Source organism: Rhizobium sp. 05L419 (assembly GCF_056397845.1).
In genome coordinates, this window is record NZ_JBFTOF010000020.1 from 86485 (window position 1) to 101458 (window position 14974).

Sequence of the window (14974 nt, forward strand, 5' to 3'; positions counted from 1 at the left end):
CTCAGTGGCTTACGGCCGTCACGCGCTGAATGGCGTTTGTCGTTTCCGTCCAGGCTGGCTTATCAGGGGCAAAACGCGCCCTGAGATAAGCGGCGAGATCCTTGATCTGGGTCTCGTTCAACGTCTCGCGAAATGCCGGCATCGACATCACCTCAGGTGCTTCCCGGCCGGTGGTCTCGGCAAGGATCGCCGGCGCCTCGACGCCGTTCACGATGGCCTGAATGAGGTTATTGGGTGTGTCGGCATGCAGATTACTGTTGAGCGCCAGCGGCGACAAGATGGAATTGCCGGTGTGGCAGGTGGCGCAGGCACCGTTGAAAAGACGCTCGCCCTTCGGCGAAACCAGCGCGGCAGAGGCTTTGGCTGCCTCGCTCGCCGCAAGTGCTGCGTCGCCCTGTACCTTTGCATCGGCGGGTGTCTCGTTGAGACTTGCGAGATAGGCGGCCATGGCGCGGATATCCGTGTCGGGCAGTGGCTGCATCACTTCGACGACATGCGCCATCGGGCCGCCCGCGCTGCCATGATCGCGCGAATGCCCGGTGCGCAGATAGTCGTAGAACGCATCCGCGGTCCAGCCGACCGGGCCCTTGGCGAAGGCATTCAACGCAGGGGCTTCCCAACCATCGGCAAAGCCGCCGGAAAGACGGGCGCTGCCGGTCTTTTCGGCGCCGAGCACGTTGCGATCGGTGTGGCAGGCCGAACAATGGCCGAGCGTTTCCACGAGATAGGCGCCCCTGTTCCACTGTGCATCGTGGGATTGCACATACTTGAACGGCTCCGCCTTGAGGAAGAGCGCATTCCAGCCCGCCATCATCGCGCGGATGCTGTAGGGGAATTTCAGTTTCGTCTCGGGCGCCTTCTCAGCGACCGGCGCCTGCGTCATCATGTAGGCGTAAAGCGCCTGGAGATCGGCATCCTCGGCACCTGCAAATGACGTGTAGGGATGAGCGGGGTAGAGATGATGGCCGTCGCGGCTCACGCCCTCGCGCATGGCGCGTTCGAAGGCCGGATAGGACCATGCCCCGATGCCGTTTTCCGCATCCGGCGTGATGTTGGTGGCATAGACCCCGCCGAAAGGGGTATCGAAGCGCCTGCCGCCCGCGAAGGGTGTGCCGTCGTTTCCGACATGGCAGACATTGCAGGCACCTGCCGCCGCCGCCAGCCGCCCGCGTTCGATTGTAGCAGCGCTATACACATTGGCATCGGGTCGCTGAATGGTTCCGATCGCCGAGCGCCATGGCGAGGCCAGAGTGACGATACCGGACAGGGCGGCAACCGCACCGACAGTGGACAGGCCGATATTCCACCACTTCCGCTTCTTCACAGGCGGGGCGGTCGGCGCCTCATCGCTTTTGCCGTTCAGCGCCGCAAGCACCAGTTCTGGCGTCAATGGCAGCTCGCGGAAGCGAATGCCGGTTGCGTCATAGACCGCATTGGCAATGGCCGACGCGCTCGGAACGGAAGCGGATTCCCCGACGCCGAGCGGCGGTTCGTCCTGTCGCGGCAGCATCAGCACATCGATATCGGGCACCTCTGGGAATGTGATCAACGGGTAGCCGCCCCACTCCTTCGATTCAACCGCCGTCGGGGAGAACGCGACCTTTTCCTTCAGCACCCGGCTGGTCGATTGAATGATGTTGCCGTGGATCTGGTGGCGCACGCCATCGGGATTGATCATCATCCCGGAATCTTGCGCGCAGGTCACCTTGACGACCGCAATCTCGCCGGTCTTGGTATTGACCGCAACATCGGCAACCCACGCAGCCCAGGCCGCAGCCTTGCCTGGGAACGGGCCGTGGATATACACGGCATACGCAAATCCGCGACCGTAAAGCAGGTCACCCTCTCCACCGAGCGTGCCCCATGTCGTATGCGCCAACCATTTTGCCCGCTCGGCAAGCGCATGCACCAGATCGACGGCTCGCGGATCGTGAAGATAGCGAAGCCGGTATTCGATCGGGTCGACGCCGGCGGCAGCAGCCAGTTCGTCGACGTAGCATTCGTGAGCAAAGGTGTTTGGCATGGCCGAGACACCGCGGAACCACGATGCGCGCGCAATCGGCGGCATGTCATGCACGGTGACGCGCAGATTGCCGTAGGCATAAGGCGGGATCGCTGTTCGATCGCCCATCTCCACGACGTCGGAAACCGGCGGCACTTTGCCGGTCAGAATGAGGGAAAGCGTCGGCGCGAGATTGGAGGGATATCGGGTCTCAAAATCATAGGCAGACGGACCGCCTTCCAGATCTAGGCCACCACGCACGTCCATGATCTGGGCAGCCCCCTTCGGCTCCCAGGCATGCTCCTGCTCGCGGTTCAGCTGCACCCTGACGGGCGCCTTGACGGCGCGCGAGAGCAGTGCCGCATCGGCCGTCACGTCATCGGCGCAGTTGCGGCCATAGCAGCCAGCCGCTTCCAACCGCTCGACCAGAATCAGATCTTCCGGCATGTCGAGAAGCAGTGCCAGATCGCGGCGCATCGGGAACGGGTTCTGCGTTCCCGACCAGACCGTCAGCCCCCCATCGCTATAATCCGCCACCGCACAGGACGGACCGATGGAGCCATGCATCTGGTAGGGCCAGATATAGGTCCGGTTCATCGGCTTGGTGCTGCCAGCAAGGGCCATATCGACATTGCCGAGATCGGCCAGCTTGCGCGGCGTTGAGGGGTTGGCGCGCAGTGCCTTTTCAGGCGCATTCAGGTCCGGCCACTCCGGCGGCGCGCGCCAGACGATCTTCAGGCTCTTGGCCGCCTCGACGGCAATCTCCTCGCGGGTCGCAACGACACCGACGAAATCGCCGATTGCGACCACACCGACGAGCCCCTGGATATGAGCGACCGATGCTTCATCGATGGAGATCAGGCTGTTGCCGACATGCTCGCCATGATCGAAGCCCGCATAGGGAGGACGCACGACGCGACCATGCAGCATGCCGGGTACGCGCACGTCATGCACATATGTCCATCGCCCCGTGGCCTTCTCCGGAATATCGACGCGCGGACGCGAAGAGCCGACAAGCCGATAATCCGACGCAGGCTTCAGCGCGGCCGCCTTGTCGATCGAGAGCCTTGTGTGTTCTCCGGTGACGATGTCGCCAAAACTGAGCTGCCAGTTCTCCCCGCCATCGGCACGGATGATGCCGTCGTCCAGGACCAGCCGCTCGATCGCGACGCCGGCCCTCTCGGCCGCCTTGGCAAGCAGATGATGGCGGGCGGTCGCGGCGGCCTGGCGCAGGGGGACAGCAGTGATCTGGATCGTTTCGCTGGCGATGGTCGCACCCTGGTTGGGAGCGACAGAGGTGGCGCCAAGCACCATATCCACCTGCTCGAACGGCACGCTGAGCTCTTCGGCTACGATCTGTGCCAGCGAGGTGCGGATGCCAGTCCCGAGGTCGACGTGCCCGTTGAATGCGGTCACACGACTGTCCGCGCCGACTGCGATGTAAAGTTCCGCTGCATCGCCCAGCGACGCGTCATTGACGATGAGCAACATGTCGGCAGCGGACATATAACCGGACTTGGGTGTTTCCCGATGATCGGTCATGGCGAAACCTCCTTGTCGCCGTCCGACGTCGCGACGTCGGGCTTCTCGGCATCCCGAATGGGTCGGCGCGCGCGTTCGGCCTTGGAGTAGGCGACGGCCCGCCGGGCGGCAGCGAGTATTTCCATGTGAGTTCCACAACGGCAGAGATGATGGCGCAGCGCTTCGCGAATGTCGTCCTCGCCGGGATCGGTATTTCGCTCAAGCAGGGAAGCGATGGCAATGATCATGCCATTCAGGCAATATCCGCACTGAGCTGCGGCTTCGTCGATAAAGGCCGCCTGAACCGGATGCAGCTGCTCCGGCGTCCCGAGACCTTCAAGCGTGGTCACCCGACGCGCGCCGAGGGCGCCGAGCGGCACCGTGCAGGACCTGACGGCACGACCGTCCACGAGAACGGCGCACGCGCCGCATTCGCCGAGCCCGCAACCGTATTTCGGGCCGTTGAGAGAGAGATCGTTTCTGAGGATGTAAAGGAGCGGCGTTTCCGGGCTTGCTTCGACGCTCTGAACAGAACCGTTCACATTCAAACTGAAGCAAACTGGCAGTGTCAAAGCAGGCCCTCCGGATCGAAGAACGCCACACAGACCACGCCTTTTTCCATCGGCCGAACCGCTACGCAGCAGACATCGCGCGGACGCCTACAAATCATAACGATGCGCCAGTCACCGACTTTCCGCATCTATTGCCCCTTTTTATTAAGAAGCGTATACGCTTTATAATGACAAATGACAAGTCTGATTTATCAATAGCGATTTCGCTAGTGTATTCAATTATCGTGGGAATTTCTTCGCGATTTTGATGAAAATCAAGGGGGCACTCTTGCCATTTAGAGCGTATGCACTATAATTTTTGCCAGCTTCCAATTTTGGGAACAACGCGTCGAAAGACAGCTAAGAAGGGGTCGCTATGTCTCACGGAAAAGAAAAGATCGCGATTATCGGCGCCGGCCTCGGTGGCGCTGTCGCGGGTGCGCTACTCCAGCACGCGGGTTTTGACGTCGACGTCTATGAACAGGCGCCAAGCTTCTCGCGCCTCGGTGCCGGCATCCATATGGGGCCAAACGTTCTGAAGATTTTCGAACGCATCGGCGTCGACAAGAAGGTCATCGAAATCAGCAGCACGCCGAGCCATTGGTTCAGCCGTGACGGCATTACCGGCGAATATAGCGCCCGCGTTTCGCTAGAGGGCTATGGCCAGACCTACTGCACCGTTCACCGTGGCGACCTGCAAGCCATTCAGTGCGATGCACTTCAGCCGGGCACTCTGCATTTCGGCAAGAAGCTGGCACGCCTTGATGACAACGGCACGGATGTGCTGATCGAGTTCGAGGATGGGACCTCGGTTCGCGCCGATATCGTAGTTGGCGCCGACGGCATTAATTCGCGCGTTCGCGAGACGCTTCTCGGTGAAGAAAAGCCGAATTACAGCGGCTGGGTCGGCCATCGCGCCCTGATCTCTTCCGACAAACTTAAGAAGTACGACCTGACGTTCGAAGACTGCGTCAAGTGGTGGGGCCCTGACCGTCACATGATGGTCTATTACACGACGGGCCGCCGCGACGAATACTACTATGTCACCGGCGTTCCGCATCCGGCCTGGGAATTCGATTCAGCCTTCGTCGACAGCAGCCGCGAAGAGATGGCGGCCTCATTCGAAGGTTATCACCCGATCATCCAGGCGCTGATCGAAAGCACCGACGAAGTGACGAAGTGGCCGCTGTTCAACCGCAACCCGCTGCCACTCTGGAGCAAGGGCCGCCTTGTCCTGCTTGGCGATGCCTGCCACCCGATGAAACCTCATATGGCGCAGGGTGCTGCTATGGCGATCGAAGACGCTGCCATGTTGACCCGTTGCCTTCAGGAAACCGGCATCAACGATTTCCGCACGGCCTTTGGATTGTATGAAACCAACCGTCGCGATCGCGCAACGCGCGTGCAGAGCGTGTCCAACGCCAACACCTTCCTGCACAAGCAGGAAGATCCGGCCTGGGTCTATGGCTACGACATCTATGCCGAACCGCTGAAGAGCGAGACCGCAGCATGAGCGGCGGTGCGTTGTACGGGGCAAACGTCTTCGCCAACGGCATCCGCCAACACTATCTGCGCTACGGCGGAAAAGGCCCTGCCGTCATCCTGATCCCTGGCATTACCAGCCCGGCGATCACCTGGGGCTTTGTCGCCGAGCGGCTGGCCGAACGCTACGACGTCCATGTGATCGACGTCCGCGGCCGGGGGCTATCTTCCACCGGTCCTGATCTGGACTACGGGCTCGACGCAATGGCAGCAGATGTCGTCGGCTTCGCCTCAGCGCTCGGGCTTTCCGCGCCGGCACTGCTTGGCCATTCGATGGGCGCACGCATTGCGATCCGTGCAGCCGTTTCGGCACCGACGGCGTTTTCGCGGCTTGCGCTGATCGATCCGCCGGTTTCGGGTCCCGGACGCCGCGCCTATCCGAGCAGGCTGCCTTGGTACGTCGACAGCATCCGGCTGTCGCTGGAGGGCATCGATGCGGAAGGCATGAAGGCATTTTGCCCGACATGGACAGATGAACAGCTCAAGCTGCGTGCGGAATGGCTCCACACCTGCTACGAGCCTGCTATCGTCACCGCTTTCGAAGACTTCCACAAGGACGACATCTTCCCCGAGCTGCCCAAGCTGAGGCAGCCAGCCATGCTGATGGTTGCCGGCCGTGGCGGCGTGATCAATACGGTCGACGAGAACGAAATCCAATCGCTTTATCCCGCGATGGAAATCGTGCGCGTGCCCAATGCTGGGCACATGATCCCCTGGGACGATTTCGATGGCTTCTTCGCCGCACTCGGAGATTTTCTCTCCCGTTGATTGAAAGCGGCGGTGGATCCACGATCCACCGCCGTTTGTTGGCACCCGCGTTTCCAAAGCAGAGGATTTCATCCATGCAGAAATATTACCGTATCGGTCAGATCGTTCCGAGCTCCAACACGACGATGGAGACCGAAATCCCCGCCATGCTGATGGCGCGCCAATCCATCCGCCCCGAGCGCTTCACCTTCCACTCCAGCCGCATGCGCATGAAGAAGGTCGTGAAGGAAGAACTGGCGGCGATGGACGCAGAGTCCGACCGCTGCGCCGTCGAGCTCTCCGACGCCCGCGTTGATGTTCTGGGTTATGCCTGCCTGGTCGCCATCATGGCGATGGGTCTCGGCTATCATCGCCAGTCGGAGAAACGCCTGACCGGCCGCACGCAGGAAAACGGCACCGACATTCCTGTCGTCACCAGCGCCGGCGCCTTGATCGAAGGCCTGAAGGCGCTGAAGGCGAGGAAGATCGCCGTCGTCGCGCCCTATATGAAGCCGCTCACCGAACTGGTCGTCGGTTACATCCGCGAGGAAGGCTTCGAGGTCATGGACTGGCGGGCGCTCGAGATACCCGACAATCTGGATGTTGCCCGTCACGATCCTGAAAATCTGCCTGCAATTGTTGAGACGCTCGATCTGACCGACGTCGATGTCATCGTATTGTCAGCCTGCGTGCAGATGCCGTCGCTGCCGGTGATTGCCAAGGTCGAGGCCATGACCGGCAAGCCCGTTCTGACCGCCGCCGTCGCGACCACTTATTGCATACTGAAGAAGCTCGGTTTGGAAGCCGTCGTGCCGGGCGCCGGCGCACTTCTTTCCGGCGCATACTAAAGAGGGACCGATCATGCAGAGCGCCGAAAGCAACTATCAGGGCGTCTGGGGCAACCGCATCGGCTTCGGCCAGCGCCCTGCCCTGCTCGTCATCGACTTCCTGAAAGGTTACACCACCGAGGGTGCTCCTCTTTACGCCCCGGGTGTGGTTGAAGCGGTCGCGCAGACGCCGGCGCTTATCCGGGCCGCCCGCGAGGCCGGCATTCCGGTCATCCATACGCGCATCCTCTATCTTGCGGAAAACTGCGCCGATGGCGGCATGTGGGTGAAGAAATCGCCGGTCATGAAAGGAATGGTCGAAGGCAATGTACTGGCCGAGTTCTGCGACGGCGTCGAGCCTGCCAGTGGCGAGCTCGTCATCGTCAAGCAATATGCCAGCGCCTTCTTCGGCACCAGCCTTGCCTCGCAGCTGCATGCGCAGGGCATCGACACCGTGATCATGGCCGGCTGCTCGACCAGCGGCTGCATCCGCGCCACCGCCGTCGATGCGGTCCAGCACGGATTTCGTGGCATCGTCGTGCGCGAATGCGTCGGCGACCGGCACCCGGATCCGCACAATGCCAACCTCTTCGATATCGACAGCAAATATGGCGATGTCGTTTCGAGGGAGGAGGCGATCGCCGAAATCGCCAAGGTCAAGTCCAACTGTCCGTAACGGGACGAAACACCCAAGCCTTCAAGCAAGATAAGGGAACGAGCATGGATCAATTCAGCTTCACGGAAATTTGCCTGCATCAGTTGAAGATGTCGGGCGTCCACGAGGGCGAAAAACTCATCGTCCTTACCCAGGGCAACGAGCGCCTCGATTACGCCGACGCCTTCATGGCGGCGGGCATGCGTCTTGGCGCCAAGATGTACCACATGCGTTTGCCGCCGGTGCCGCCGGCAGGTGCATGGGCGGTCGGCCAGACAGGCCTCGCCGCCATGCCGGAAGCGGTAGAGGCCCTGAAGGCCGCCGACATGCTGATCGATTGCATCTTCCTGCTCTTCAGCCCGGAACAGATGGCGATCCAGGCGGCCGGTACGCGTATCCTGACCGCCGTCGAACCGCCGGAGATTCTCGCGCGCATGCTGCCGACAAAGGAACTGCGCGAGCGTGTAGAATTTGCCGGAGACCTGCTGTCCAAGGCGAAGGTGATGCGGATCACCTCTCCGCATGGCACAGATGTCACCTACAAGCTCAACACCTATCCCGCCATTACCGAATATGCGTGCACGGACGAGCCCGGCCGCTGGGATCATTGGCCGTCCGGCTTTGTCTTCACCGGTGGTGACGACGACGGCGTCGACGGTACAATCGTCGTTGCTCCGGGCGATATCCTGCTGCCGCAGAACATCTACGTGCGCGACCCGATCATCTATACGATCGAGAACGGTTGGATCACCGACATTCGCGGCGGTCTCGATGCCGAGCTGGTCAAATCCTACATGGCAGGTTTCAACGACCCGCGTGGCATGGGCATGAGCCACGTCGGCTGGGGCCTTAATCAGAACGCCAAGTGGCATCGAATGGTGCCCGGCGAATTCCCGGGCGGCATGGGCATGGAGGCACGCTCCTTCTACGGCAACGTGATGTTCTCCACTGGCCCCAACAACGAGCTCGGCGGCCCGAACGACACCGCCTGCCATCTGGATATCCCGATGCGCGGTTGCTCGCTGTTCCTCGATGACGAACCGATGGTTCTCGACGGAGACATCACCGTCAAGGAAATGCAGCACAACTTCAAATAACGACCACAGCCGACCTGCTTCGCGCAAAAACACGCGAAGCAGGTGACGCTCGACACGCCTTGACCGGCGCAACTTGCTGTGGTGTTTCCTGCGATCCGAAAAGCATCAATACTAAAGACACAGCAACCGATGGACCCCGCCGACGATGACTGCCAAAGATACCGAACTCCTGACCGCGGCGCCGGCGCCTGAAAATGGCTATCACGTCACGGACCAGGTGGGGCATCTGCTCCGCAAGGCCTATCAGCGGCATCTCTCGATCTTCCAGACCAATGCAAGCGACCCCGACCTGACATCGGTACAGTTCGTGACGCTGTGTGCCCTGCACGATCTCGGGCCGAGTTCACAGGTCGAACTGGTGAAGGCGACTTCCGTCGACCAGGCGACCATCCGCGGCATCGTGGAGCGGCTAAAAGCACGCGGACTGATCGACCTTTCCAAGGATGAAGCCGACGGCCGGAAGGTCGTGATCTCGCTCCGGCCCAAGGGCGAAGCCTTGCTTCAGGAAATGTATCCGCAAGCCTACGTGATCAGTGAGAAAACCATGTCCCGCCTGAACGCTGCGGAGAGGGTAGCGTTGTTGTATCTATTGCGCAAAATCGCGGACGACGAAACTCCCGAATGTTGATCGGGCGCCAATCGGCGCAATATGCGGCGAGTGTCCAAAGAGGGCGTTTTTCCCGCCTTGCGCCCCGTAGCCGGTCGAAGCGGGGGTTGTCGGGCGGGCGAGCGCCAAAACTAGCCTCTGCACGGGCGGGGGCAGCCGCGCCATAGACAGCCGTTTCAAAGATCGCCTTCCCCTCAAATCCCTTTCTATGCACCAACGCCTCGCAGGTAGGCGGGGCAGAATGGGTGGCGTAGCAAACTTTCAGGACTAGGCGGCAAGAGGGAACCTGCTCGCCATTTGAGTATCCGGAATGCCGGCTGGGTGAATTGGCCCGGCCGAGCAACAAAGCGCGCTCCCTGTCATTATCAGTCAATTCGGCAGCGTTTGCTGAACTCAGCACGAGCTTCCGCCATTCGATGCTCGATTAACGTTACAATGCCAGCACCGCGATCCCCCAAGTATTGAGGCAGGGCTTTTTGATAGCACTAGCTTAGGAAGCTTTCTGTCAAACGCGACCACAGTGCCGCGCCGACGGTGAGATTTTCGTCGGCAAAATCGAACTTCGAGCTGTGGAGGATTTCCGAGTCTATTCCATTGCCCAGGCGAAGGAAGCTTCCCGGTTTGTGTTCCAGAAAATAGGCGAAGTCTTCGCTGCCGGGGATCAGATGGCATGTCGAAACATTGTCTGTGCCGACGAGTTCTTCTGCCACGCCGCGGGCGAACTCCGTCTCTTTCTCCGAATTCACGACGACCGGGTAGCCATGGAGGTAGTCAACGTCGCAACTCGCTCCATACCCGTCCGCCGTGCTGGCCGCAAGTTTTCGAATCCGGGCCTCGAGAATCTCTCTTATTCCCGGCTCGAAGGACCGGACGCTCAGCAAAAGCGTCGCGGTATTCGGAATGACATTGGACGCTTCACCGGCATGGATGGAGCCGACGGTGATAACAGCCGTTTGCGTCGGATCGACATTCCGGGAAACAATTGATTGCAATGCAACGACGAGATTGCAGGCAACAACAACTGGGTCTACCGTCAGATGTGGCCTCGACGCGTGTCCGCCTTTCCCCGTGATGGTGATCTTCACCGTATCAGCCGCAGCCATCAATGGCCCGCTCCGCATTAGCCAACTGCCTGCCGGCGCACCTGGGTGATTGTGCAACCCGAAGATCGCGTCGCACGGGAAACGCTCGAACAGTCCATCGGCAATCATCGCTTGAGCCCCGCTGCCGACACCCGCCTCCTCGGCGGGTTGGAAGATAAGGTTCACCGTCCCGTCGAAGCGCCGGGTGCGCGCAAGATACTCGGCAGCGCCCAGCAACATGGTGGTGTGGCCATCATGGCCGCATGCATGCATCTTGCCGAGGGTTCGGCTCGCATAGGCGAGACCTGTCTCCTCCGCGATCGGGAGCGCATCCATGTCGGCGCGGATCGCAATGCTCTTGGTGCCGGTTCCCGCCTTAAGGCGAGCAACGACGCCATGGCCGCCGACGTTGCGGGCAACTTCGTAGCCCCACCCTTCGAGCTTTTCTGCAACGAACCGCGCCGTGTCTGCCTCTTCGAAAGAAAGCTCCGGATGCGCGTGAAGATAATGCCGTGTGGCGACAAGCTGTTCCTCAAGCGGCTCGAAATCAGAAATGCGGGCAAAGGCATTGTCGCGTGTCATCGGATATTCCAATCATTGAACAAGGAGGCGCGGCAGTGCCGCGAAGCCGCGACGCTGCCAGTGTGCAAATGGACGAGGGTCGTCTGCTAGATAAAGCGCGCCAGGAAGCTTCGCGTGCGCTGATGCTGCGGGTTGCCGAGGACGTCTACCGGCTTACCCTGTTCGACAATGTGGCCGCCGTCCATGAAGATCACCCGGTCGGCGGCCTCACGGGCAAAGCCGATCTCATGGGTCACCACGATCATGGTCAGCCCCTGGGTTGCAAGGTCGCGCATCGTGGAAAGTACCTCACCCACAAGTTCGGGATCGAGCGCGGAGGTCGGTTCGTCGAACAGCATCAGCTTCGGCTTGATCGCAAGCGCCCGCGCAATCGCGACGCGCTGCTGCTGGCCGCCTGAAAGATGGCGCGGATAACTGTCGGCCTTAGCTGAAAGACCAACACGTTCCAGAAGCCGCAGAGCGTTTTCCGTCGCCGCCTTGCGGCTTTCACCATGAACGCCGACCGGCGCTTCGATGATGTTCTGCAGCACCGTCATATGCGGATAGAGATTGAACTGTTGGAAGACCATGCCGATCTTGCGCCGCTGCACGGCAATCGCATTGTTCGAGAGCTTCTCCAGCCGCTCCTTTCGCAATCGGTATCCGATCTGCTCTCCATCGACCTCGATCGAACCCTGGTTGATTGCCTCGAGGTGGTTGATGCAACGCAGAAAGGTCGACTTTCCGGAACCGGATGGCCCGAGAATGACGACGACCTCGCCGGGTGCGACGTCGAGATCGATGCCTTTCAGGACCTCCAGTTGATCGAAGGATTTGTGGACATTGCGGGCGCGCACCAGCGGCTCGCCTGTAGCGATGGCGGTCAATGGCTTGCCTCCTGCGCGAGGATCGGTGACGGAACGGCCACGTTTTGCGGGTTGCCCGCTGTCTTGACCCGCTTGACGCTTTCGTCCGTTCGCCGGTCGCCGCGGCCGTAGTACCGCTCGATATAGCCTTGGCCGATATTGAGGACAGAGGTGATGAGCAGATACCATATCACGGCCACAAGCAGCATCGGGATGACTTCGAAGGTGCTGTTGTAGATCGATTGCACGGAATAAAGCAGGTCCGCCATGGCGATGACGCTGACCAGAGATGTGGCCTTGATCATGCTGATCAGCTGATTGCCCGTCGGAGGAACGATGGATCGCATCGCCTGCGGAATGATGATCCGACGCAGGGCGCGGGCGCGTGTCATGCCGAAGGCCTCCGCCGTTTCCGCCTGCCCCCTGTCGACGGACAGAAGACCGCCGCGGATGATTTCAGCCATATAGGCCGCTTCGTTCAAAGCAAGTCCGACGATTGCGGCAGTCATCGGCGTGATCACCGAATTGGTGTCCCAGCTGGCCAGGGTCGGGCCGAAAGKGACGTTGATTGATAATGTGGGAAACAGCGTCGACAGATTGTACCAGAAGATCAACTGGACCAGCAGCGGCGTGCCGCGAAAGAACCAGATGAAGAGACCGGCAAGGGAATGTGCCAACCGATCCGAGGACAGCCGCGCGATCGCAAGCAGCAGGCCCAGCACAATGCCGACCAGCATGGCGACAACCGTCAGGCCCAGGCTGACATAGAGACCGCTGATAACGGTTGGGTCGAAGAAGTATCTGCCGACCACCGGCCAGCCGAAATTTTCGTTGTTGGCGACGATCCACGCAAAGTTTATGGCGATCCCAAGGGTTACAACCCAAAGGACAAGGCGATCTGTGCGAAACGGTTGATGGGCGTTTGCGACATCGCGGGGATCCGCACCGTCTGCAGACGATGCGTTTTTCAGAATATGGGCGCTCATTTTGGCAAGGTCCCGCCGAGGTTGATACCGGGTGCCTTGATCATGTTGTTCTCAAGGCCCCATTTCTTCATGATGACAGCATATGTGCCGCTATCCATCAGAACCTTGATACCGTCGCGAAGCACTTCGCCGAGCGGCGATCCCTTCGGCACGACCGCGCCCTGATAGAGATTGTCAAAGCCGTTCTTCTGGCCGACGCCGGTCAACTCAAGCTGGCCATTCGCCTGCGACACAAAATAGGTAAGAGGGGCCTGCGAGGAGAAGAACGCATCCGAGCGCTTGGACCGGACGGCAAGGATCGAGCTTGGCTGGTCGGTAAAGGACTGTATCTCGACAGGCTTCTTGCCGTCCGTCTTGCACTTTTCCAGCTGCGTCTGGATCACGCGTTCGGCCGATCCGCCAGCCATGACGGCGACGCGCTGTCCGCAGGCAGTATCCAGCGAGGTGATGCCGTTGGGATTGCCCTTCTTGACGGCGAAAACCACGAATTCCTGAACCCAGTCGACGAAGTCGTTGGCTTCCTCGCGACTCTTGAAGTCGCCAACCGGGCCGAAGGCGAATTGATACCGGCCGGAATTGATGCCTGCAAGAAGCGCCGGCAGACCGCCGACGGTGGCATGTTCAATCTTGACGCCGAGCACCTGTCCGAGTGCCTCCGTCAGGTCGGCGCTCGCCCCGGTCATTTCGGTGCCCTTGACGATCTCGTAGGGAGGAAAGGACCCGTTGTTGACGGAGATCATCGTGCCKGCGGTTCTGATGCTTTCCGGCAGCTTTGCATGCAAAGCTTCGTCAACGGCCAATTTCGGGAGAGCTTCCTGCGCAGTGGCAGCGCCTGACAACAGGATGCTGGCAAGTATGACGGATGCGATAGATTTCGATGGCATTTCGTATTCCCCTTTTTTGGTTTTGGTAGAAATGAGTTTAGGATCCGCTCGCGGCGAGTTGTGGGCGATCCGAATTCGTGTAGAGCGGAAAGAGCTCTTCCGGCGTCAGTGTGCGCGGAAGAATGCCCTGCGCGTGCAATTCGCTGGCAAAGCTTGCGATCATCACCCGATTGGCGTCAAAGCCGCTGTCGCACCAGGTCGCCGGAAGGTCAGCTGAAACCTTGAGAATCTCATCGAACATCCATGGCGTCGTCTCTGCGTATTTGCGGCGCTTGGCGGTCCAGACGCGCTGGGATTCGTCGATCAGCTCACTCAGTTCCCCGGCAAGCCACGGATGCTCGTCAACGATTGCTGCCTTGATTCCGATCAGATGCATGCCGGGCACGTAGCCCACGTCATTGAAGTACTGGAGTTCGGCGCCACGAAAATCGCTCAACGCCTGGCGGAAGGGAGAGTCTGCGGTGAAAAATCCCTCCGGCATGAAAGGTGTAAAAACAGCGTCGAGGCCGCCTTCATGAAGAAGTTCCATCATCGGCCGTTCGCCAGGCGCAGCTTCGATCCGTCCGGGGCGACCAAAACCATCGAGACGGTCGGTGATCGGATGGGCCTCGGTCAAGCGGCCGGCAAACCAAGTCGCATCTTCAACGCCCACGCCGTCGCGTCGAAGGGCCGCGCGGGTCCACGTGTTGCCGGAATCACGCCAACCGGTGACGCCGATGCGTTTGCCCGCAAGCTGACTGAGATGCGTGATCGGGCTGTCTTTCGTGGTGATGATGCAGCGATGACGAAAACCGCGCATGATGAAGTTAGGAACACCAACGACCGTGTCGTCGCGATCGGCACGAAGCTGAGCATACCGGCTGAAGGACATTTCGGCGGCATCATGGGCTTCGTCTCTGCCGACATGTGATATCAGGGTGCCGACCCTGTCGACCTTCACGTCAAGGCGAGGGGACGAAACATCTCCAAGGACGAGAGGGGTCATGTAATCCCAATCGCGTAAAGCCAGACGGATGGTAACAGGCATGCAGATCGCTCACAAAAAT

General features: G+C 60.3%; 13 protein-coding genes. 6 read left to right on the top strand and 7 right to left on the bottom strand.

The window, feature by feature from the left end; translation table 11 throughout:
- Position 1: 1 nt before the first annotated feature.
- Both AC1DMK_RS22305 and AC1DMK_RS22310 read right to left on the bottom strand, forming a co-directional pair.
- Positions 2–3544: a molybdopterin cofactor-binding domain-containing protein gene (locus tag AC1DMK_RS22305; protein WP_477862078.1), complete on the bottom strand. Its 3543-nt coding sequence runs from the start codon at positions 3542–3544 to the stop codon at positions 2–4.
- On the bottom strand, positions 3541–4095 hold the full coding sequence (locus AC1DMK_RS22310; RefSeq protein ID WP_037060285.1) for a 2Fe-2S iron-sulfur cluster-binding protein: 555 nt from the start codon (positions 4093–4095) through the stop codon (positions 3541–3543). Before AC1DMK_RS22310 ends, AC1DMK_RS22305 begins: the two co-directional genes overlap by 4 nt.
- A 355-nt stretch (positions 4096–4450) precedes the next feature.
- Here AC1DMK_RS22310 and AC1DMK_RS22315 point away from each other — a divergent pair, with 355 nt between their 5' ends.
- The 6 genes from AC1DMK_RS22315 (at position 4451) to AC1DMK_RS22340 (ending at position 9570) form a co-directional block, all read left to right on the top strand.
- Positions 4451–5587: an FAD-dependent monooxygenase gene (locus tag AC1DMK_RS22315; protein ID WP_477862080.1), complete on the top strand. Its 1137-nt coding sequence runs from the start codon at positions 4451–4453 to the stop codon at positions 5585–5587.
- On the top strand, positions 5584–6384 hold the full coding sequence (locus AC1DMK_RS22320) for an alpha/beta fold hydrolase (RefSeq protein ID WP_037060287.1): 801 nt from the start codon (positions 5584–5586) through the stop codon (positions 6382–6384). The genes AC1DMK_RS22315 and AC1DMK_RS22320 overlap by 4 nt, the downstream gene beginning before the upstream one ends.
- A 74-nt stretch (positions 6385–6458) precedes the next feature.
- Positions 6459–7211 carry an aspartate racemase/maleate isomerase family protein gene (locus AC1DMK_RS22325; RefSeq protein ID WP_037060288.1) on the top strand — a complete coding sequence of 251 codons (753 nt, stop codon included), beginning with the start codon at positions 6459–6461 and terminating at the stop codon, positions 7209–7211.
- Between the two features lie 13 nt (positions 7212–7224).
- Entirely contained in the window at positions 7225–7866 is a 642-nt protein-coding gene (locus tag AC1DMK_RS22330; RefSeq protein ID WP_477862082.1) for an N-carbamoylsarcosine amidohydrolase, read from the top strand.
- A gap of 44 nt (positions 7867–7910) precedes the next feature.
- Positions 7911–8942: a 2,5-dihydroxypyridine 5,6-dioxygenase NicX family protein gene (locus tag AC1DMK_RS22335; protein ID WP_477862084.1), complete on the top strand. Its 1032-nt coding sequence runs from the start codon at positions 7911–7913 to the stop codon at positions 8940–8942.
- Between the two features lie 145 nt (positions 8943–9087).
- A complete protein-coding gene (locus AC1DMK_RS22340) occupies positions 9088–9570 on the top strand; it encodes a MarR family transcriptional regulator (RefSeq protein ID WP_037060471.1) in 483 nt (160 codons plus the stop codon).
- Between the two features lie 464 nt (positions 9571–10034).
- Here the strand turns inward: AC1DMK_RS22340 and AC1DMK_RS22345 are convergent, their stop codons facing one another.
- The 5 genes from AC1DMK_RS22345 to AC1DMK_RS22365 form a co-directional block, all read right to left on the bottom strand.
- Complete coding sequence (locus AC1DMK_RS22345; RefSeq protein ID WP_477862086.1) at positions 10035–11213, bottom strand: M20 aminoacylase family protein; 1179 nt, start codon at positions 11211–11213, stop codon at positions 10035–10037.
- Positions 11214–11299: 86 nt separating this feature from the next.
- A complete protein-coding gene (locus AC1DMK_RS22350) occupies positions 11300–12079 on the bottom strand; it encodes an amino acid ABC transporter ATP-binding protein (RefSeq protein ID WP_477862088.1) in 780 nt (259 codons plus the stop codon).
- Positions 12076–13044, bottom strand: coding sequence for an amino acid ABC transporter permease (locus tag AC1DMK_RS22355; protein WP_477862090.1), 969 nt, complete (start codon positions 13042–13044; stop codon positions 12076–12078). The genes AC1DMK_RS22350 and AC1DMK_RS22355 overlap by 4 nt, the downstream gene beginning before the upstream one ends.
- Positions 13041–13928, bottom strand: a complete 888-nt coding sequence (locus AC1DMK_RS22360; RefSeq protein WP_477862092.1) for an ABC transporter substrate-binding protein — start codon at positions 13926–13928, stop codon at positions 13041–13043. The genes AC1DMK_RS22355 and AC1DMK_RS22360 overlap by 4 nt, the downstream gene beginning before the upstream one ends.
- Before the next feature lie 37 nt (positions 13929–13965).
- Complete coding sequence (locus tag AC1DMK_RS22365; RefSeq protein ID WP_037060297.1) at positions 13966–14955, bottom strand: type 2 periplasmic-binding domain-containing protein; 990 nt, start codon at positions 14953–14955, stop codon at positions 13966–13968.
- Between the last annotated feature and the right edge of the window lie 19 nt (positions 14956–14974).

Bases quoted from the DNA above. Each gene is read 5' to 3' on its own strand.
- AC1DMK_RS22330 (WP_477862082.1), top strand. From the start codon at position 7,225: ATGCAGAGCGCCGAAAGCAACTATCAGGGCGTCTGGGGCAACCGCATC.
- AC1DMK_RS22365 (WP_037060297.1), bottom strand. From the start codon at position 14,955: ATGCCTGTTACCATCCGTCTGGCTTTACGCGATTGGGATTACATGACC.
- AC1DMK_RS22340 (WP_037060471.1), top strand. From the start codon at position 9,088: ATGACTGCCAAAGATACCGAACTCCTGACCGCGGCGCCGGCGCCTGAA.
- AC1DMK_RS22320 (WP_037060287.1), top strand. From the start codon at position 5,584: ATGAGCGGCGGTGCGTTGTACGGGGCAAACGTCTTCGCCAACGGCATC.
- AC1DMK_RS22315 (WP_477862080.1), top strand. From the start codon at position 4,451: ATGTCTCACGGAAAAGAAAAGATCGCGATTATCGGCGCCGGCCTCGGT.
- AC1DMK_RS22305 (WP_477862078.1), bottom strand. From the start codon at position 3,544: ATGACCGATCATCGGGAAACACCCAAGTCCGGTTATATGTCCGCTGCC.
- AC1DMK_RS22345 (WP_477862086.1), bottom strand. From the start codon at position 11,213: ATGACACGCGACAATGCCTTTGCCCGCATTTCTGATTTCGAGCCGCTT.
- AC1DMK_RS22335 (WP_477862084.1), top strand. From the start codon at position 7,911: ATGGATCAATTCAGCTTCACGGAAATTTGCCTGCATCAGTTGAAGATG.
- AC1DMK_RS22325 (WP_037060288.1), top strand. From the start codon at position 6,459: ATGCAGAAATATTACCGTATCGGTCAGATCGTTCCGAGCTCCAACACG.